Raw genomic sequence first — 19,547 nt, 5'->3', positions numbered from 1 at the left:
TGCAATGCGCGCCGTTTCTTATTCTCCGGGCCTCGTCGCTCCAGTATCTGACCGGGGCGACCTGACGCGCAGCACAGGCGTATTAGCAGAGGTAGTGTTTGATCGGCTCTCTCGCCAAACCACGAAAACACCTGATGCGATGATGATACTTGCGCCAACGGCGACCCAGATATCCGGGTGCTCGCCAAAGAAAATCACGCCGAAGATCGTGGCCCAGATGATCTGGCTGTATTGACTAGGGGCAATGACGCCGGCGGGGGCGGCGCGATAAGCAAGGATGATCAGGTGCTGTGCGATTACCGAGAACACCCCGACAAACGCCATCATCGCCAGATGCAGCAATGATGGTGGTTGATAAACTGCCGGTTGGGCGACGCTCATGACGGCGATGGCCAGCAGCATAGGATAAAGGATCAGGACGGCAGAGCGTTCTTCATTCCCGATTTTGCGGACAAGAACCGAAGCAAATGCGCTGCAGAAGGCTGCTGCCAGAGCCGCTAAATGGCCCAGGGTGATTTCGGTCGCGCCAGGGCGCAGGACGATCAGGACGCCGATCAGGCCGACGCCCACGGCCGCCCACCTTTGGGCACGGACCACCTCACCCAGAATCGGAATCGACAGAACAGTTACGATCAGCGGAAAGGAAAATAGCAGGGAATAGACTTCGGCCAGCGGCAGCACCGAAAAAGCGTAGAAGGCACAAGACATGGCCATGATCATCGTCGCTGATCGCAACAGCACCAACCACGGATGCCGCGGCAGGAAATTCCCAGTGGTCCGATCGGCTAGAATTGTTACTGCCATAGGGACAAAGGAAAACAGCGTCGCAAAGAAGATGATCTGCAAAACCGAATAGGTGCCACCCAGCACCTTGATCAGCACGTCATGCGTCGCGAAGACGGCAAAGCCTAAGAACGCAAAGGCAAGCCCACGAAGGGTGGAGTTCTGAGCGCTCATGACAAAAGCCTCAATCATAGATGGATCGTTTGGGGTGTTTGATGTTTGCTTAGACCCAAATTGGTCTGACGGGTAGCCCTTATTTTATCGCTAACATTCTTTTGCAGGCAGGGTTGCAGATTTTGCAATACGCAGGAAACGGGTCGAGTCCAAAACAAGCGATTGCCATGATCATCTCAAATCAAGGAGAAACATCATGCACGGAATTTCAGCCCTACCAACACAGCAGGTTCAGGCATATCGCGCCGGTGCGCCGGATGGATATGGAAACCCACCAGAGCGTGCGATTTCCAATGGGGCGGGCAACCCATGCCGTCATTGTTTGAAATACATACCGGAAGGCAAAGAGATGCTGGTGTTGGCGCACCGACCCTTCCCGGAAACGCAGCCTTATGCAGAGACTGGACCGATCTTCCTTTGTGCCGACCCCTGCGCACGCTATGAAAGTGAGGATGTGCTGCCCGAGGCGTTGACCGACTCGCCCAACTACCTGATCAAAGGGTATGGTCCGGACGACCGAATTGTCTATGGAACCGGGATCATCACCCCACAGGCGCAGTTGCATGAGGCGGCTAAAAAAATCTTCTCCCGCGCTGATGTCGCTTACATCCACATCCGATCTGCTCTGAACAACTGTTATCACGCACGGATCGATCGTGTCTAAAGCTTGACGCGGTGCATCCCCCGATGTGGTTGGTTCGGGTCGTTGACAGTTGCGTCGTCGACCCGACTGGAGGTCAACGCAAGGAACACATCCTCAAGATCAGCTTCTTCAGTGCGGACGTCCTGGATGCGAATATCGGCCTGACGTACAGATTCCAGCACCTGCTCGGCTGTAGTTAGGTTGCTGTGGTATTGCAGCACAAGGTCGCCGTTCTCACGTTGCGCTGCAATCACGTTATCCGCTACAGGCAGAGTCTGTATGGGGCTATCCGGCACGATCACCATGGTTCGGCTGTCCATGCGGCCCAGCAGATTGGCCGTGCTGTCTTGTGCGATCTTTTCGCCGTGATTGATAATGGCGATCTCGTCACACATCTCTTGCGCTTCTTCCAGATAGTGCGTGGTCAGGATGATGGTCATGCCCTGTTCGTTCAGCTTGCGCACATTGGCCCAAAGCATCTGTCGCAGTTCGATATCCACACCCGCCGTGGGTTCGTCGAGCACCAGAATCTTGGGATGGTGCACCAGCGCCTTGGCCAGCAGCAGGCGCCGCCGCATTCCGCCCGAAAGCGTGCGCGCATAGGCCTCGGCCTTGTCGGCAAGGCCAACGAGGTCGAGGATCTCATCGCTTCGCCGATCAGACTTGGGAACACCGTACAGCCCGGCCTGAACTTCTAATGCGCCTCGAGGTGTAAAGAACGGATCAAGGTTCAATTCCTGAGGCATCACGCCGATGGCGGCGCGGGATTGGCGCGGGTTTTGATCCTGGTCGAACCCCCAGATCGAGACGCTGCCAGACGTTTTGACCACCAGCCCCGCCAGAATGTTGATCAGGGTCGATTTGCCGGCTCCATTCGGGCCAAGCAGACCGAAAACGGACCCCTGCGGTACCGTCAGGTCGATCCCTTTCAAAGCCTGTTTCTCGGGCTGGCTCTTGCCGCCGCGATAGGTCTTGCGCAGTGATCTGATTGTGATTGCCGCATCGGACATGTGGCCCTTGCCCCCGGTTTGCTCATCGCCCATAAACGCACCTAATACATGCCCGCGAGGCCGACAACCAAAGAAGGATCGCCAGCCGTGACCATCGAAGCGCCGGAAACCAAGATTGTCGAAAATACCCGCGTCGCCTGCGATGGTGGCGAGGGTCCGCTGGGTCATCCGCGCGTCTGGCTGCAGATTCCCGAAGACACTGGTTGGGTCGAGTGCCCCTATTGCGATTGCAAATACGTGCTGCGTGGTGAGGACTCTGGTCAGGACGCGTAAGGGCGACCAGGACGGCAGGCGGTCGTAACTGGCGAGGATGGATAATGCTGTTCACAGCCAAAACGATTGACCTTTCCGACAGCCAGCCAATCGCGAACGGGACTGTGCGCAGTGTCTATGACTTTCCCGGTCATCCTGACCTACTGATCAAAGTTTTTACCCGGTCCCAAGATCGTGTCTCGCACAGGCTTGGCAAGCGACTGGCATGGAAACTGTTCCCCGAGGCGCAGTATCGCAGCACATTGAAAGAGCTGGAATGCGAACTGCGGGTATCGCTGAAACTCGGGACAGAAATTGAGCGTTCACCCCTGTCCAGGATGTTGGGCGTGGTTCAGACGACGCATGGGGCGGGGGTTGTTGTTGAGCGCATTTCTGGCATTGATGGCGGGCTTGCGCCCAAGCTTTATGAAGTCTGCCGCAGTGGATTGGACGCCCCGGTTTTGGAAGCGTTGAATGCATTCGTTGCGCAGATGTTTGACCTTCACATCGTCGCGCGCGACGTCAAAAGCTCGAACATCGTCTATGGAACGCGGGGGGCGGGCCCAGCCTGTTTCCTGATCGATGGATATGGTGAGCGGAACCTCATCCCACTGCGCAGCCTGTCCCCACGTCTGAATGATCGCTCGCTGAACAAACAGTTCTCGTTGATCGCGCAAAAAGCAGGCTTGGCTTGGAATGCGGATAAGCGCACTTTTTCGAATAGCTAAGGCCAGACCACGGGCAAATTAGGTCGCAACGAATTGGCCAGGTGGCCTCGTCTTTCGTGCAGCCCTTCTGTACAACTTGGCGCAACCCAGCGCAGGAGCCTCATATGACCACCACCCAATTCGGAAAAGGCTGCCATCTGCATCTGATTGATGGATCAGCCTTTATCTTCCGCGCCTATCACGCTTTACCGCCGTTGACGCGGAAATCGGATGGGCTACCAATTGGGGCGGTATCGGGGTTCTGCAATATGCTGCAGAAATATGTCGAAGGGAACGCCGGGCCGGATGCGCCGACCCATGTTGCGGTGATCTTCGACAAGGGCTCGCATACGTTCCGTAATGATCTGTATGATCTCTACAAGGCCAACCGTGAAGCGATGCCTGAGGATTTGCGCCCGCAAATGCCGCTGACTCGCGAAGCCACCAAAGCGTTCAACATCGCCTGCAAAGAACTTGAAGGCTATGAAGCCGACGACATTATCGCGACCCTCGCCGTTCAGGCACGTGAGGCCGGTGGGCGGGTGACCATTGTCAGTTCTGACAAAGACCTGATGCAGCTTGTGGGTGGCGGTGTCGAGATGCTGGATGCGATGAAGAACAAGCGCATCGATCGCGACGGGGTGGTTGAGAAGTTCGGCGTCGGGCCCGAGCGGGTTGTCGATGTGCAGGCTTTGGCCGGGGATTCGGTGGATAACGTACCGGGCGCTCCGGGCATTGGTGTGAAGACGGCAGCGCTGTTGATCAATGAATATGGCGATCTGGAAACCTTGCTGGATCGCGCTGAAGAGATCAAACAGCCCAAGCGCCGCCAGACCCTGATCGAAAAGCGCGACCAGATCGAGCTATCGAAGAAACTTGTGCAATTGGACGAAAACACACCGTTGGATTTCACTCTGGATGACCTTGAGGTGAAGGATCCCGATGCTGAGACTTTGATGAAGTTTCTGGCAGAGATGGAATTTCGTACGCTTACCAAACGCATTGCTGACAAGCTGGGCGTCGAGTCCCCCGTCATCCCCGATATATCCACGCCCGAGGCGGAGTCACAGGCTGAAGACGTCCCATTTGATGCAACGAAATACGAATGCGTGCGCGATGCAGCGGCATTGCAGAAATGGATCGATCAGGCCTACGAGCGCGGCTGGGTTGCAGTGGATACCGAGACCACCGGCTTGAATGAGATGATCGCCGATTTGGTCGGGATTTCGCTATGTGTCGAGGCGGGTGAGGCTTGTTACATCCCGTTGACTCACCGTGAAAGCGCGACCGATGATCTGTTCGGATCGGATGCGCTGGCCGATGGACAGATGCCGCTGGATGCGGCTCTAAACTTGCTGAAACCGATGTTTGAGGATCCGTCGATCCTGAAGATCGGACAGAACATGAAATACGATGCCAAAATCTTTAAGCGATATGGCGTCGACGTCGCCCCCATCGACGACACGATGCTGATGTCCTACGCCATGCATGGCGGTGAGCATGGGCATGGCATGGATACGCTATCTGAACGCTATCTGAGCCATACGCCGATTCCCATCAAACCTCTGCTTGGCTCGGGCAAGTCTGCAATCACTTTCGACAAGGTGCCGATTGACGAGGCCACGGCCTACGCTGCCGAGGATGCGGACATCACCCTTCGCCTGTGGAAATTGTTCAAGCCGCAGTTGCATCAGGTGCAGGTGACGACGGTGTATGAAACACTTGAACGTCCATTGGTGCCGGTTCTCAAAGAAATGGAGATGCATGGCATCAAGGTCGATCGCGATGTTCTCAGCCGAATGTCAAATGCATTTGCGCAGAAGATGGCCGGATTAGAGGCTGAAATCCACGAATTGGCGGGTGAGAACTTTAACGTCGGTTCGCCAGCGCAACTGGGTGAAATCCTGTTCGACAAAATGGGGCTTGAGGGCGGCAAGAAGGGCAAGACCGGTAAGTACTCGACCGGGGCGGACATTCTTGAGGACCTTGCAACGGAACATGAACTGCCGCGCCGGGTGCTGGACTGGCGGCAACTCTCCAAGCTGAAATCGACCTATACGGACGCGCTGCAGACCCATATCAATCCTGATACGGGCCGGGTGCATACGTCATATTCGATTACGGGGGCGAATACGGGCCGTTTGGCCTCGACCGATCCGAACCTGCAAAACATTCCGGTGCGTACTGAGGAAGGTCGGCGCATACGTGAGGCGTTCATTGCCGAGCCGGGTAATGTGCTGGTCAGCCTTGATTACAGCCAGATTGAGCTTCGGATTCTGGCCCATATCGCCGATATTCCGACCCTGAAACAGGCGTTTGCGGATGGATTGGACATTCACGCAATGACAGCGTCCGAGATGTTTGATGTTCCGTTGGACGAGATGACGCCGGATATCCGTCGTCAGGCCAAGGCGATCAACTTTGGTGTGATCTACGGCATTTCGGGCTTTGGGTTGGCGCGCAATCTGCGCATTCCCCGGGCGGATGCGCAGGGTTTCATCGATCGCTATTTCGAACGTTTCCCGGGCATCCGGCGCTATATGGACGACACGATCGCGTTTGCCAAAGAGAATGGCTATGTCCAGACCCTGTTCGGCCGGAAAATCCATACACCCGAGATCAATGCCAAGGGGCCGCATGCGGGGTTCTCGCGTCGTGCTGCGATCAATGCTCCGATCCAAGGGACGGCAGCAGATGTGATTCGGCGCGCGATGGTGAGGATGCCGGATGCGATCAACGGCTTGCCCGCCAAGATGCTGTTGCAGGTGCATGACGAGCTGCTGTTCGAAGTGGCTGAAGAGGCTGTGGATCAAACCATTTCGGTCGCGCGCGCGGTGATGGAAGGGGCGGCTGATCCGGCAGTGAAGCTGGATATCAAGCTGGTCGCGGATGCCGGACAAGGCGCGAACTGGGCCGAGGCCCATTAGGGGCGGCGCTGCTCATCAAGCCCTGCGGGCCCTCTTTGCAGCGGGTCAGGCTTCTGGCCTGACCAGGCGGGCGATCAGGCGTTTTACGAAAGGGCCCAGCGTCAGGATGACGGTAAAGGCGATAGGCCAGCAAAAGGCCCAAGAGGCCATCCAGTCTCCGAGTGTTGAAGGGCTGAAGCCGATAGCTTTGAGCGTGGCTATGCCGGTGACGACGCAGGACATCAGGCCGGACATGATCAAGGCGAACAGGGCATTGGCATAGCGGGCAGATATCATGCGAGGCATCCTTGGCGTGTCGATGCCCTCAATTGCGCCATTTCAGTCTGAAAATCCAGCGTTCATGCAGGGTTTAATACTGTATCCAAGCCAGTGAGTCCTCAGTCCGCCGGGTTGAGGGGTTGTATTCGGCGCTGACCCAGCCGCTGTAATCCGACTGGTCCATCGCAGCAAACAACGCGGCAAAGTCCATTGTACCCAGCCCGGGTTCCGAGCGATCCGGCGCAGCCCCGATCTGTGCATGGACAATACGGGGCTGAAAACGGTGCCAAATCGCCAGCGCGTCGCCGTGGATCATCTGCGCATGAAAACTGTCATATTGTAGGCCGACATTTGCGCGGTCGACGCGGTCCAGCACTTCGGCGGCCAGATCATAATTGTTCAGGAAGTAACCGGGTTGCGATACGGGGTTGAGCGGTTCGATTGTAAACCGCTGTGCCGGCGCGAGGTCGGCGGCCCATTGCAGGTTCTCGACAAAACAACGCAGGGCCTCGGGGCCGGAAGCGTATCCGGCCATAACGTGAATCATCTCTGGCCGCAGCACATCCGCGTAGCGCAGAACGCGCCGGATATCGGACTTAAACCTGTCAGAGCTGCCGGGCATGGCGGCGTAACCCGGTTCACCGCCGGTATAATTCGGGGGCGGGGCGTTGATCAGCACCAGATCAAGCCCGCTGGACAGCAGCGCGCGGCGGGTCTCTTTGGCCGCGAGGTCGTAGGGGAAGAGAATTTCAACAGCCGTAAACCCGGCCTGCGCGGCGGCTTGAAACCGGTCGAGATAGGGCAGTTCTGCAAACAGCAGTGAAAGATTGGCGGCAAATCTGGGCATCGGGCATCCGGTGTCGAACTTTGCAGAGCCTAACGATCACGACGGCCACGTGAAAGAGACTGAAAACGACAGATTGTCGAAAATCGGCCAGATAAAGGCTTTCGAATCAGGGACCATCAGGCTCAAGCGGTATCCCGTTGCGAGGGCCGCGCCAACAATAAGGTCTGATCACGATGGCCATGAGCCCTGAACCCGCGCGCGGGACCGCTATAGCTGTATCTGACGGTCGACAGACCGCGTTCACCGGAAATACGCTGGCGGTGGCTTCGATGCTGACGTGGGCGGCGGGTTTCCCGGCGGCTGAGATCCTATTGCAAAGCTGGCCACCGATCGCCCTGTTCGCAGCACGGATGTCTCTTGCGGTGTTGGTCATGGTACCAATCTGGCTGATTCTGGACGGACCGGCTCAGGTATTGCGCGCCCGTTGGGGCCATGCCCTCCTGGTTGGAGGTTTGGGGCTAGGGTCGGGGATGTTCCTGATCCTTGTAGCGCAGAAGCTGACCGACCCAGTTACCGTTGCCATTATCGCCTCGTGTGCGCCTTTGATCGCTACGATCATGGAGCTTGTGGCGGGAACGCGGCGATTGCGCTGGAGCTTTGCGCTGGGATTGGTGATTTCAATCATTGGCGGCCTGATTGCCACCAGCGCGGTGGCACCGGCACAATTAGGACTGGGCGCGATGTGCGCAGTGGTGTCTACCGCGCTGTTCTGTTGGGCCAGCATGGCCACTGCGCGCGACTTCCCTGAGCTTAGCCAGTTGGGCCGTAGCACCATTACCTTGGTCGGAGGATTGTCGACCGCAGCCATTCTAGTACCGTTAGCCGGATTGCTGGGGCTAGAGGTCATGCCTACACGCCCCGTAGATGTGGCGCAGATGGGTATGTTGGTGTTCTACGCACTGTTCTCACTGGGCCTGAGCCAATTTTTCTTCATAGCATCAGTGGGAAAACTAGGGGTCGCCCTGGCGTCATTCCACATCAATATCGCGCCATTTTATGTGATGGTGATCATGATGGCGCTGGGCGAGGACTGGAACTGGACCCGCGCGCTGGGCGCGTCGCTGGTGGCGCTTGCGGTCGTGCTGGCGCAGGACCGCAAACCGCGACCGGTTCAATCCTCTAGCACATCGGATGCGATCAGTGGGAAAAACTGGCCGTCCGACCAGACACCAAACCAACCGTCGTGATGTCTGGCGATCTCGACCAACCGGTAAAAGCTCTTGCGATCAATGCGCGCCTCAAGATTCGCGCGCACCAATATGTAGGGTGAGGGCTCATCAGTTTCCGTATTTAGGACAATGCGTATCGGGTGATCGGGCCCGGCGATGGCTGTATCGCCCACTTGCGTCGTAAAAGTCAGACGTTGGGCTTCGCCTTGTACCTCATGCTCAAAATCAACGGCAACAAACGGCGCATCCTCGACGGTGATTCCCACCTTTTCAGCGGGAGTGACGAGAAAGTACCTACCCTCTTCTTTCTTAAGAATTGAGGAAAATAGCTTAACAAGCTCGACCCTGTTGATCGGTGACCCTAGATAACTCCAAGTACCATCTTTGGCGATCCGAATGTCCAGATCGCCACAAAACGGAGGATTCCATAGGTGAACGGGCGGCAAACCCCGCGTTTTGGCCGCTTTGACCGAAGCCGCCAGACCGTCTGGTGAAGGGGTCACGGGTTTTTGTCCGCTCATTGCTTTTGCCATTTCCTCTCAGCGCGATACACTTCAATCATAACAGTCCACGGAAGGGAACCTCATGTCCGAACCTGCCGACCTCGTGTCCGAGATCGAAGCGCTGGAAAACAAGCTGCAAGAGGCCAAATCCTCGATCACCCGCCGCTTTATCGGGCAGGAGAAGGTCGTGGACCTGACCCTGACCGCGCTTTTGTGCGGCGGTCACGCGCTGCTGATCGGTCTGCCGGGGCTGGGCAAGACGCGGTTGGTCGAGACGCTTTCGACCGTGATGGGCCTGCATGGCAACCGCATCCAGTTCACGCCGGACCTGATGCCTGCTGATATTCTGGGCTCGGAAGTGCTGGATACTGCCGAAGATGGCAGCCGCCATTTCCGCTTCATCTCCGGCCCGATTTTCTGTGAGTTGCTGATGGCGGATGAGATCAACCGTGCCAGTCCCCGGACTCAATCGGCACTGTTGCAGGCGATGCAAGAGCGTACGGTGACAGTCGCGGGCGAAGACCGCGAATTGGGCGTACCGTTCCATGTGCTGGCAACGCAGAACCCGATTGAGCAGGAAGGGACCTATCCATTGCCCGAAGCTCAACTGGACCGGTTTCTAGTGCAGGTCGACGTGGAATATCCGGATCGCCAGACCGAGCGAGATATTCTGCTGGCTACCACGGGCGTCGAGGAAGCCGAGGCGCATCAGATTTTCACCAAAGAAGAATTGCTGGCCGCACAGGTTCTGTTGCGCCGGATGCCTGTAGGAGAGTCGGTTGTCGAACTGATCCTCGATCTGGTCCGCGCCTTCCGCCCGGATGAGGCAGGTGTGTCAGAGCGGGTGAAGGAAACTGTTGCCTGGGGTCCCGGACCGCGCGCTGCGCAGGCTCTGATGATGACCGTGCGCGCAAATGCGATGCTGGAAGGCCGTTTGGCCCCCAATGCCGAGGATGTTCTGACCATGGCGCGTCCGGTTCTCAGCCACCGTATGGCGTTGAACTTCGCGGCGCGAGCACGTGGTGACAGCCTCTCTGACCTGATTGAGTCCACCGCTACTGGGCTGGTCCGAACTGAGGCCGCGGCGTGAGCGCCGCCCAGACCCTACGCGAACGCTCCGAGGCCGAAGCGTCCCGGTTGCCGCCGTTATTGGCGCGGGCCGAGCATCTGGCCGGAACCGTTTTATTGGGCGATCACGGGCGGAGACGCTCGGGTCTGGGGGATGATTTCTGGCAGTACCGCCCTGCGCAGATTGGCGACAGTCGCCGGTTGATCGACCATCGCCGTTCGGCCCGTGGTGATCAGCAGTTTGTACGTGAGCGCGAATGGCAGATTGCACAGTCGATCATGCTTTGGGTCGATCAGGGCGCGTCGATGCGGTTTGCTTCGGACAAGAACTTGCCGACCAAGGCCGATCGTGCGCGCCTGCTGGGGCTGTCGACCGCTATCCTGCTTGTGCGTGGTGGCGAGCGCGTTGGTCTGACTGGCACGACGCTGCCCCCGCGCAGGGGGAATGCTCAGATCATTCGGCTGGCCCAAGCCTGGTCTGAAGATGCGCAAACCGATTACGCGCCACCCGAACACCGCGCCATGATCCCGCATGCGCGTGCGGTGTTTATCTCGGATTTTCTTGGGCCGCTGGACGAGGTCGAGCTGGCCCTTACCAAAGCCGCTGACCGGGGCGTGCGCGGCGTGTTGCTGCAGGTTCTGGACCCCAGCGAGGAGTCCTTTCCCTATTCGGGACGTACCATTTTTGAAAGTGTTGGTGGCACCGCTCGACATGAAACCTTGAAGGCCGCTGATTTGCGCGATCGTTATCTGGATCGCTTAGCGGCGCGCAAGGATGCGCTGACCCACCTGTGCCGCGCGACTGGCTGGCAGATGGGGCTCCATCACACCGATGACAGCGCTCAATCGGCTCTGTTGTGGCTTTATCGCGCCTTAGATGGGGGTGCGCAATGACGGTTCTTGCAGGAATCGGATTTACAGCGCCTTGGGTGCTGCTGGGTCTTCTGACCCTTCCGATTTTGTGGTTGATCCTGCGTGCCGTCCCACCTGCACCGATCCGACTTCTTTTTCCGGCGGTCACCTTGCTGCTGGGATTGAAGGATGATGAAAGCGTTTCGGACCGTACACCATGGTGGTTGCTGCTACTGCGGATGCTGGCAGCCGCAGCGATCATCATCGGGCTGGCAGGGCCGGTGATGAACCCCTCACGCGATGAGACCGGATCCGGGCCGCTACTGCTGGTGCTGGATGCAAGCTGGGGGGGCGCGACACGTTGGTCCTCGACACTTGATCAGATTGATGCGCAATTGACGGAAGCCGGGCGGGCGGGTCGTCCTGTGTCGATCTTGCGTCTGACTGAGCCTGAGGCACCTGTGTTTCAGGCCGCCGAGGCGTGGCGTGGGCGTCTGCCGGGCCTTACACCGATGCCGTGGCAGCCAACCGAAGCGCAGATTGACCAAACTCTGATCGCGTTGGGACAGGTCGAAGGTGGCTTCGACACCCATTGGTTCAGCGACCGTCTGTCCTATGTCGGCCATGATCGTTTGACTTCTGCCCTGCAGGCGCGTGGGGACGTGATTGTCTACCAATCCTCTGCACCTGTCACCGCGATCTTGCCCGCCACCTATCAGGACGGCGCAATCCGACTAAGCGTACAGCGCGCTAATCCAGGACCAGAGGAAAGAGTCACCGTTCTGGCGCAAGGGCGCGACCCGGCAGGAGCAATGCGGGTGCTGCAATCGACCAATCTTGAGTTCGAAAACGGCTCTACGCAGGCGGAAATTGATCTTGCGCTTCCATCGGAACTGCGCGCACGCATTACACGGTTCGAGATTCAAGGCCAGCGCTCTGCCGGTGCCATTACACTGACAGATGACAGCCTGCGTCGACGCGAAGTGGCGTTGATCGCAGGCACCCTGAACCGCGAAGGGTTAGAGTTACTGTCGCCGCTTCACTACCTGACACAGGTGCTGATTCCGACTGCTGATTTTGTCGAAGGCGGCCTGGCCGAGGTTCTCCCCGCGAACCCGGATGTGATCGTATTGGCGGATGTGGCCAAGCTGTCCGAGTCGGAACAGGCTGAAGTCGTCGAATGGGTTGAACAGGGCGGCCTACTGCTGCGCTTTGCCGGCCCACGCATGGCCGCCAGCGATCTGGGGCGCGATACTGAGGATGCACTGTTGCCGGTTCGACTTCGTAGCGGTGGCCGCTCGGTCGGCGGCGCCATGAGCTGGGGTGAAGCGAAGGGGCTTGCTCCGTTCACTGAAAACTCGCCGTTCTATGGGTTGGAGATTCCTGCGGACGTCTCTGTGACCACTCAGGTCATGGCACAACCAGATCCTAATTTGGCGGATCGGGTCATTGCGTCACTGTCGGATGGCACACCATTGGTGACCCGAAAACCGCTGGGGCTGGGGCAGGTGGTTCTGTTCCATGTCACGGCTGATGCGGAATGGTCCAGCCTGCCGCTGTCCGGGCTGTTTGTCGAAATGCTCGACCGGCTTGCCGTTGCCTCTGCTGCCAAATCGCGTCAAGAGGCTCAGATGCAGGGCACCGTATGGGAGCCGATTCAAATAATGGATGGCTTCGGTGTTTTGACTGACGCAGGAACGCTGCCCGGTGTCGATGGAGACGAACTGGTTTCTGGGCAAATCGGGCCGGACCTGCGCCCGGGGCTTTATGAAAACGGCAAGCAGAAACTGGCGCGGAATGTTCTTGCCGAGGATGCTGTACTATCCCCGGTGATCTGGCCGTCTGACGTCCCAATCCGGGGTCAGGAGATCAGCAATGAGACTCCGTTGGAAGGGCTGTTGCTTGGCCTTGCATTGTTGTTGCTGACAATCGATGTGATTGCCTCTTTGGCGTTGTCGGGGCGCTTGGCCAAGGCAACCCCTGTTGCATTTGCGCTTGCTGCCCTGTTCCTTGCCCCTGAGGTGCGGGCACAGACCCCTGAAGACACCGATTTTGCATTGAACGCGACGCATGAGCTTGTGCTGGCCCATGTACTTACCGGGAATGCTCAGGTCGACGATATCGCGCTGGCCGGGCTGCGCGGGTTGGTGCAGACGCTGCATTTTCGCACTTCGGTCGAACCCGCCGACCCGATTGGCATCGACCTTGAACGTGATGAGCTTGCATTCTTTCCGCTGCTCTATTGGCCTGTTACTCCGGACCAGCCGCAGCCCTCGATTGAAGCTTATGCAAAGCTCAACGCCTATCTGCGGTCGGGTGGGATGATCCTGTTTGACACGCGCGATGCCGATATCGCCGGTTTCGGGGCCTCCAGTCCCAATGGGCGCAAGCTACAACAGCTGGCGGCACCGCTGAATATCCCCTCGTTAGAGCCTGTTCCGCGTGACCACGTGCTGACTCGCGCCTTCTACCTGTTGCAGGATTTTCCCGGACGATATTCTGGCACCGAGGTCTGGGTCGAAGCCGCGCCACCCGATGCCGAGCAGATCGAAGGAATGCCCTTCCGAAACCTCAACGATAACGTGACCCCGGTGGTGATCGGCGGTAATGACTGGGCCGGGGCCTGGGCGGTGGATCGCAACGGTCAGTCCCTGTTGCCCGTGGGTCGCGGTTATGCCGGAGAACGACAGCGCGAGTTGGCCAATCGGTTTGGGGTTAATCTGGTAATGCATGTGCTGACCGGGAATTACAAATCCGATCAGGTTCACGTGCCCGCGCTTTTGGACAGGTTGGGACAATGACCGGAACCGTCATCTTTGACCCGCTAATCCCGTGGCCGTTTCTGGCAGCCGTGGCTTTGATTGCCATGTCAGGTGTGGTTCTGGCGCTTTGGCGCGGTCTGTCGGGCTGGGCCCTTCGCGGCTTGGCGGCCTTGGTCATCCTCGGGGCGCTTAGCGGTCCTGTCTATCAGGTCGAAGATCGCGCGCCGCTTACCGACATCGTGTTGATGATCGAAGATGAAAGCGCCAGTCAAACCTTATCGGATCGTGCCGAACAGACTGCTCAGGCTGCCAACGACCTCGCGACCGAGATCGAAGCCCGAGAAAATACCGAGCTGCGCCGCATCCAGGTTGGTGACGGCGATGGTGACGAGGGCACGCAGGTCATGGCTGCGCTGAACGCGGCGCTGGCCGAAGAACCCCGTGCGCGGATAGCGGGCATTATCGTGGTGTCAGACGGCATCGTTCATGATGCAGACCTGGCACCCGACCTGCCTGCTCCAATGCATCTGTTGCAGACCGGGCGCGAAGGCGATTGGGATCGGCGCCTGATCGTGCGTAACGCCCCAGCCTTCGCCATTATCGGTGAACCCGTGACCCTGACCCTGCGCGTCGAAGATACTGGCGCTGCGCCTGCTGGAGTTACTAACGCTCCGCTTGAGATTTCCGTCGATGGAGGTGAACCCGAGCAGTTCACCATTCCAATCGGTCTGGAGGTCGAGCTCCCGATCACGCTGCCGCATGGCGGTCGGAACGTCATCCAGTTCACGGTTCCGCAGGCCGAGGGTGAGCTGACTGACCGCAACAACACGGCTCTGATCCAGATGAACGGCGTGCGGGATCGCCTGCGTGTTCTGCTGGTTTCGGGCGAGCCGCATCCGGGCGGGCGTACGTGGCGCAATCTGTTGAAATCCGACAGCTCGGTTGATCTGGTCCATTTCACCATCCTGCGGCCACCGGAAAAGCAGGACGGCGTTCCGGTGGACGAACTCTCATTGATTGCCTTCCCGACGCGAGAGTTGTTTCTGGAGAAGATCAATGATTTCGACCTGATCATCTTTGATCGCTACAAGCGGCGCGGCATCCTGCCTGCGATCTATCTGGACAATGTTGGCGACTATATCGTCAATGGTGGCGCGGTGCTGGTCGCTGCTGGCCCTGATTTTGCCACGGCTGACAGCCTGTACCGATCCCCGCTTGGGCCGGTCCTGCCCGCAAAACCCAGTGCGCGGGTTTACGAGGAACGGTACGTGCCCATGGTCACCGATCTGGGCCAGCGTCATCCGGTTACCGCTGATCTGGGCGATGCTGAGACTTGGGGCGCTTGGCTGCGCCAGATCGATGTCAGCCAGCTGTCCGGCAATATGCTCATGACCGGCGTGGATGATCGTCCGTTGCTGCTGTTGGATCGCGTGGGTGAAGGCCGTGTGGCGCTGATGGCATCAGACCACGCCTGGCTATGGAGCCGCGGCTTTGAGGGTGGTGGCCCGCAGTTGGAACTACTCCGCAGGCTGGCGCATTGGATGATGAAAGAACCCGAGCTTGAGGAAGAGGCGCTGTGGGCCGAAGCGAACGGCCAGTCCATGCGCATTATCCGTCAAACGCTGGAGGATGAGGTTGGCCCAGTCACCGTCACCCTCCCCAACGGCGACACCTTGGAGATTACGCTAAACGAAGTCTCGCCCGGTCGGTTCGAGGCGCAGTACTTCGGCCCTGAAATTGGCCTGTACCGTCTGGAAGAGGGTGCGCATTCCGCCGTGATCGGTCTTGGTCCTGCTGCACCAAAGGAATTCGAGCGCACGATCGCGACCGATGAGATTCTAAGCCCCGTTCTGGCCAGCCTGCGCGGAGGAACGATCCGGTTGGAAGAGGGTCTGCCCTCAATCCGGAATGTCCGTGCGGGCCGGCCGGCAGCAGGTCGGGGCTGGATCGGTCTGACCCCGCGCGACGCCTATGAAACCCGCGATGTTACACAGGCCGGGTTGCTTCCACCCTGGCTGGTGCTGTTGCTGGCCGGTGGGTTCCTCTTGGCCGGTTGGTTGCGTGAGGGACGTCGCTAACGCTGCTTAAGCACTTTTTCATGCTCTACCGCGATGCTCTGAGCAGATTATCGCGGGAAAACTTTACATGAGTCTTGCTGAGAAACTGGCGCAGGAACGGCGCGCACGACTGGCGGCCGAGCGGTTGTTGCATCTGAAACAGGCCGAGTTGTCTGCTGCCAACCGCAAATTGGGACGTCATGCTATCGCATTGACACGTCAGATCGATGAGACTCAGGCCGAGGTTGCGACGGTTCGCGATGAAAACGAAAAGGTCAAATCCGATCTGACCGTGGCCAATGCCAAGATCGAAGAGGCTGAACGCCGCCTGTGGCATTCGATCCAGACCATCCCTGACGGGTTTGCCTTTTTCGACGGCAACAACACACTGATCGGTGCCAACGCCGCTTACCTAAGCGTTTTCGATGGGCTGGAAGAGGTCGCGCCGGGGATCAGCTACACGCGTATTCTCGAAATTCTGACCCATGAAGGTATCGTGGACATCGGCGCGGAGAATATCGCGGACTGGCAGGCGCGTATGCTTGCACGCTGGGCGCAACCGCACCCCGAACCCGAGGTGATCCAGTTGTGGAACGGCCAGTATATCCGGCTGATTGATCAGCGGGGCCACGGCGGTGACGTGCTGAGCCTGGCGTTGAACATCACAGCCTCGGTCCGGCATGAGGCCGAGCTAAACGCTGCACGTGAACGGGCCGAGGCCGCAAACCGCGCCAAATCCGCCTTTCTGGCCAATATGAGCCATGAGATTCGCACGCCGATGAACGGGATCGTCGGTATGACCGAACTGCTGACCGAAACCCCGATGAACGAAGAACAAAGGCTCTATGTAAGCACAATTCGCAATTCGGGCGAGGCTTTGCTGGTCATCATCAACGATGTTCTCGACTATTCCAAGATCGAGGCCGACAAGTTGACGCTGCACCCCGAACAGTTCGATTTGGAGCGCTGTATCCTTGAGGTCGCGATGCTGTTGCAACCCAGCGTACGCGACAAGGGCCTGACCTTGCTGGTGGACTATGACCTGTTCCTGCCGACGCTTTATGTGGGTGATCCGGGGCGGATTCGGCAGATTCTGACCAACCTTGTCGGCAATGCAGTGAAGTTTACCGCGCAGGGCCATGTCCTTATCCGGGTGACCGGTGTTCCTGACGCGACAACTGAAACCTGCGACATCCACGTGGCCATCGAGGATACGGGTATCGGAATCAAAGCCGACAAGGTCCCGCACATCTTTGGTGAATTCAATCAGGTTGAGGATGCCCAGAACCGCCAATTCGAAGGCACGGGTTTGGGGCTGGCAATCACCAAGCGGCTGATCTCGATGATGGGCGGTGCCGTCTGGGTCGAAAGTGACGCGGGCAAAGGATCTTGCTTTGGGTTCCGTATCACACTGCCCACGGCTGAGGGTCCGCAGCCCGTTCCGCCTGATCTGGCGGGGCAGTTGGGCCGTGTTCTGGTGGTCGAGGATATGGCCGTCAACCGCGCCATTTTGACCAAGCAACTGAGTCGCCTTGGGTCTCAGGCGCTCACCTGTTCAACAGGGGCTGAAGCGCTTTCTGCAATGGACAAAACTATTGATCTGGTGCTGTGCGATCACGATCTGCCGGACATGGACGGTCTGGAACTCGCCACAACACTGCGCGACAAAGGATGGGGTGGTCTGCCAATTGTGGTGATGTCGGCCAATCCGGGTGTGATTCATGCCGACCCGGCCCATCGCCTGATTGACGGCGTATTGCAAAAGCCCATTCCTCGCGCCGAGCTGTATTCACGGCTGATGGCGCTGGGTGCTCCTGTATTCAAGTCGGATCGCAGTGACGACTGCGTCGCTGATCCCGAGACTCATGCGCAAGTTCCGCAGAATCAGAGGCTGATGCGGGTTCTGGCAGCCGAGGACAATCGAACCAATCAACTGATCCTTCAAAAGATGACCAAAGATCTGAATATCGATTTGAGATTCGTCTCCAATGGGTTGGAGGCGATCGAAACCTTCGCCAGTTTCGACCCGGACCTGATTTTCATGGATATCTCGATGCCCAAGATGGATGGGAAAGAGGCGACGGGTGAAATCCGGCGGCGCGAGATCGGAACGGATCGACATGTTCCCATAGTGGCCCTGACGGCCCATGCCATGACAGGGGATGATCAGGGCATACTGGCAGCCGGGCTTGATCATTATCTGACCAAACCGTTGCACAAGAAACTGATCCACAAGATGATACTGGAACATCGTCCAGCCGATGCCCAATTGGTCGGTGCAGAAGGTGAAAGTACGGAATAGGATCGATTTATGTCAGATGAGCGCGGTTTTCGCCCCCGGGGATTGGGTGAGATTGCAATTCGCTGCACCGATATGGCGGCAATGGTGTATTTCTATGAGAAGGTGATCGGGTTGCAGCGATTGCAAGGCGACCATAACAGCGCCATCACCTTTTTTCGGATTGCCGAAGGGTTTGGTGGACATACACAGGTGCTGGCCCTGTTTCACCAGTCTGTTGGCTCTGAGCGTGGATCGGGCCAGACTGGCGCGGCAGTGCCAGTAACAGGGGGTGCCTCGGCCCTGCACCATATCGCGCTGTCGCTGCCCTTTGTCGAACAGGATGCTGTCATGCGCTGGTACGACCAGATCGACCAGCCTTATCGGGTCGAGCATTTCGGCTGGATCGGCTGGCGCGGTATCTTCACCCAAGACCCCGAAGGGAACACCGTTGAGCTTGTAGCCTACGACCCTTCACTGCTCGATCAGGCCTGATAGGGGCGAACAAACACAGGTTTGTAGTCGTCAGACAGATCTGCCCTGTATTCATAACCACCGCTGTCGAAATCCAACAGGCCAATGGGATCGGTCAGGCGGTGCTGGATGATGTAGCGTGCCATCGCACCGCGCGCTTTCTTGGCGAAGAAGCTGACGATCTTGGGGGTGCCGCCCTTGTCCTCCATGAAGACCGGGGTCACAACGGGCAGCTTCAGTGCCTTCAGGTCGACCGCGCCGAAGTATTCCTGACTGGCGCAGTTCACCAGAACCTTGCTGTCAGTTTCGGCGGCCTGCGCGTTCAGCACCTTGCTTAGCTGATCGCGCCAATATTCGTACAGGTTTTTTCCGCGTCTGGTTTTCAGTTTACTACCCATCTCAAGCCGGTAGGCCTGTATGGCATCCAGCGGGCGCAATACGCCATAAAGCCCGGACAGAATGCGCAGGTGATCCTGTGCCCAGGCCATTTCGTCGGCATCCAGCGATGCGGCTTCAAGCCCTTGATAGGTATCGCCGGCAAAAGCCAATGCGGCAGGGCGTGTCGTCTCCGCATCGGGCGCGTCCGAGAACATACGATACCGGTCGCGGTTCAGGCGGGCCAAGTCGTCGCTCAGGTCCATCAGTTTTTTCAGATCGCCCAATGTCAGATTGCGTGCGGTCTTCGACAAGCGGATCGCGTCATCCTGAAAATCGGGTTGGGTTACTTCGACGTTTCGTTCTGCCCAATCCAGCCGCTTGGCCGGGGAAATCACTACCAGCATA

17 protein-coding genes are annotated in these 19,547 nt (G+C 58.2%); 11 read left to right on the top strand and 6 right to left on the bottom strand.

What is annotated here, in order from left to right; all coding sequences use genetic code 11:
- Window positions 1–18: 18 nt before the first annotated feature.
- Window positions 19–957 (bottom strand): DMT family transporter, encoded by a 939-nt coding sequence (locus ACRZ96_RS16700; protein ID WP_170408579.1) that lies wholly within the window; start codon window positions 955–957, stop codon window positions 19–21.
- 196 nt (window positions 958–1,153) lie between these two features.
- Between ACRZ96_RS16700 and ACRZ96_RS16695 the strand changes: the two genes are divergently transcribed.
- Window positions 1,154–1,621, top strand: a complete 468-nt coding sequence (locus ACRZ96_RS16695) for a DUF1203 domain-containing protein (protein ID WP_170566845.1) — start codon at window positions 1,154–1,156, stop codon at window positions 1,619–1,621.
- Here the strand turns inward: ACRZ96_RS16695 and ACRZ96_RS16690 are convergent.
- Window positions 1,618–2,610 carry an ABC transporter ATP-binding protein gene (locus ACRZ96_RS16690; RefSeq protein ID WP_170514245.1) on the bottom strand — a complete coding sequence of 331 codons (993 nt, stop codon included), beginning with the start codon at window positions 2,608–2,610 and terminating at the stop codon, window positions 1,618–1,620. The genes ACRZ96_RS16695 and ACRZ96_RS16690 overlap by 4 nt on opposite strands.
- An 87-nt stretch (window positions 2,611–2,697) precedes the next feature.
- Between ACRZ96_RS16690 and ACRZ96_RS16685 the strand changes: the two genes are divergently transcribed.
- The 3 genes from ACRZ96_RS16685 (at window position 2,698) to polA (ending at window position 6,496) form a co-directional block, all read left to right on the top strand.
- On the top strand, window positions 2,698–2,883 hold the full coding sequence (locus ACRZ96_RS16685) for a zinc-finger domain-containing protein (RefSeq protein ID WP_480706575.1): 186 nt from the start codon (window positions 2,698–2,700) through the stop codon (window positions 2,881–2,883).
- Between the two features lie 44 nt (window positions 2,884–2,927).
- Window positions 2,928–3,590 carry a YrbL family protein gene (locus ACRZ96_RS16680; protein WP_480706573.1) on the top strand — a complete coding sequence of 221 codons (663 nt, stop codon included), beginning with the start codon at window positions 2,928–2,930 and terminating at the stop codon, window positions 3,588–3,590.
- 104 nt (window positions 3,591–3,694) lie between these two features.
- A complete protein-coding gene (gene polA / locus ACRZ96_RS16675; RefSeq protein WP_480706571.1) occupies window positions 3,695–6,496 on the top strand; it encodes a DNA polymerase I in 2,802 nt (933 codons plus the stop codon).
- Window positions 6,497–6,541: 45 nt separating this feature from the next.
- Here the strand turns inward: polA and ACRZ96_RS16670 are convergent, their stop codons facing one another.
- Together ACRZ96_RS16670 and ACRZ96_RS16665 are read right to left on the bottom strand one after the other, a co-directional pair.
- Window positions 6,542–6,772, bottom strand: a complete 231-nt coding sequence (locus ACRZ96_RS16670) for a DUF2798 domain-containing protein (RefSeq protein WP_170408576.1) — start codon at window positions 6,770–6,772, stop codon at window positions 6,542–6,544.
- A gap of 73 nt (window positions 6,773–6,845) precedes the next feature.
- Window positions 6,846–7,601, bottom strand: coding sequence for a hydroxypyruvate isomerase family protein (locus ACRZ96_RS16665; RefSeq protein ID WP_480706569.1), 756 nt, complete (start codon window positions 7,599–7,601; stop codon window positions 6,846–6,848).
- A gap of 173 nt (window positions 7,602–7,774) precedes the next feature.
- Between ACRZ96_RS16665 and ACRZ96_RS16660 the strand changes: the two genes are divergently transcribed.
- Complete coding sequence (locus ACRZ96_RS16660) at window positions 7,775–8,788, top strand: DMT family transporter (protein ID WP_480780085.1); 1,014 nt, start codon at window positions 7,775–7,777, stop codon at window positions 8,786–8,788.
- Here the strand turns inward: ACRZ96_RS16660 and ACRZ96_RS16655 are convergent.
- Entirely contained in the window at window positions 8,713–9,291 is a 579-nt protein-coding gene (locus ACRZ96_RS16655) for a DUF1285 domain-containing protein (RefSeq protein ID WP_480814852.1), read from the bottom strand. The genes ACRZ96_RS16660 and ACRZ96_RS16655 overlap by 76 nt on opposite strands.
- Before the next feature lie 64 nt (window positions 9,292–9,355).
- Here ACRZ96_RS16655 and ACRZ96_RS16650 point away from each other — a divergent pair, with 64 nt between their 5' ends.
- The 6 genes from ACRZ96_RS16650 to ACRZ96_RS16625 all read left to right on the top strand — a co-directional run bounded on the left by ACRZ96_RS16650 (window position 9,356) and on the right by ACRZ96_RS16625 (window position 18,785).
- Window positions 9,356–10,363: an AAA family ATPase gene (locus tag ACRZ96_RS16650; RefSeq protein WP_170394959.1), complete on the top strand. Its 1,008-nt coding sequence runs from the start codon at window positions 9,356–9,358 to the stop codon at window positions 10,361–10,363.
- Window positions 10,360–11,235 (top strand): DUF58 domain-containing protein, encoded by an 876-nt coding sequence (locus ACRZ96_RS16645; protein ID WP_170408573.1) that lies wholly within the window; start codon window positions 10,360–10,362, stop codon window positions 11,233–11,235. The genes ACRZ96_RS16650 and ACRZ96_RS16645 overlap by 4 nt, the downstream gene beginning before the upstream one ends.
- Window positions 11,232–13,994: a DUF4159 domain-containing protein gene (locus ACRZ96_RS16640; protein ID WP_480814851.1), complete on the top strand. Its 2,763-nt coding sequence runs from the start codon at window positions 11,232–11,234 to the stop codon at window positions 13,992–13,994. The genes ACRZ96_RS16645 and ACRZ96_RS16640 overlap by 4 nt, the downstream gene beginning before the upstream one ends.
- Window positions 13,991–16,033, top strand: coding sequence for a hypothetical protein (locus ACRZ96_RS16635; RefSeq protein WP_170515214.1), 2,043 nt, complete (start codon window positions 13,991–13,993; stop codon window positions 16,031–16,033). The genes ACRZ96_RS16640 and ACRZ96_RS16635 overlap by 4 nt, the downstream gene beginning before the upstream one ends.
- 67 nt (window positions 16,034–16,100) lie before the next feature.
- The gene (locus ACRZ96_RS16630; protein WP_170408570.1) at window positions 16,101–18,314 is read left to right on the top strand and encodes a response regulator; all 2,214 of its coding nucleotides are present in this window, start codon (window positions 16,101–16,103) and stop codon (window positions 18,312–18,314) included.
- Window positions 18,315–18,323: 9 nt separating this feature from the next.
- The gene (locus ACRZ96_RS16625; RefSeq protein ID WP_170408569.1) at window positions 18,324–18,785 is read left to right on the top strand and encodes a VOC family protein; all 462 of its coding nucleotides are present in this window, start codon (window positions 18,324–18,326) and stop codon (window positions 18,783–18,785) included.
- Here the strand turns inward: ACRZ96_RS16625 and yaaA are convergent.
- Complete coding sequence (gene yaaA / locus ACRZ96_RS16620; protein WP_170426033.1) at window positions 18,776–19,546, bottom strand: peroxide stress protein YaaA; 771 nt, start codon at window positions 19,544–19,546, stop codon at window positions 18,776–18,778. The two genes, ACRZ96_RS16625 and yaaA, sit on opposite strands and share 10 nt — an antisense overlap.
- Window position 19,547 lies beyond the last annotated feature (1 nt).

The sequence above is a fragment of the Ruegeria sp. CF1 genome (assembly GCF_056537445.1).
This window is presented reverse-complemented; position numbering and strand designations above follow the sequence as displayed.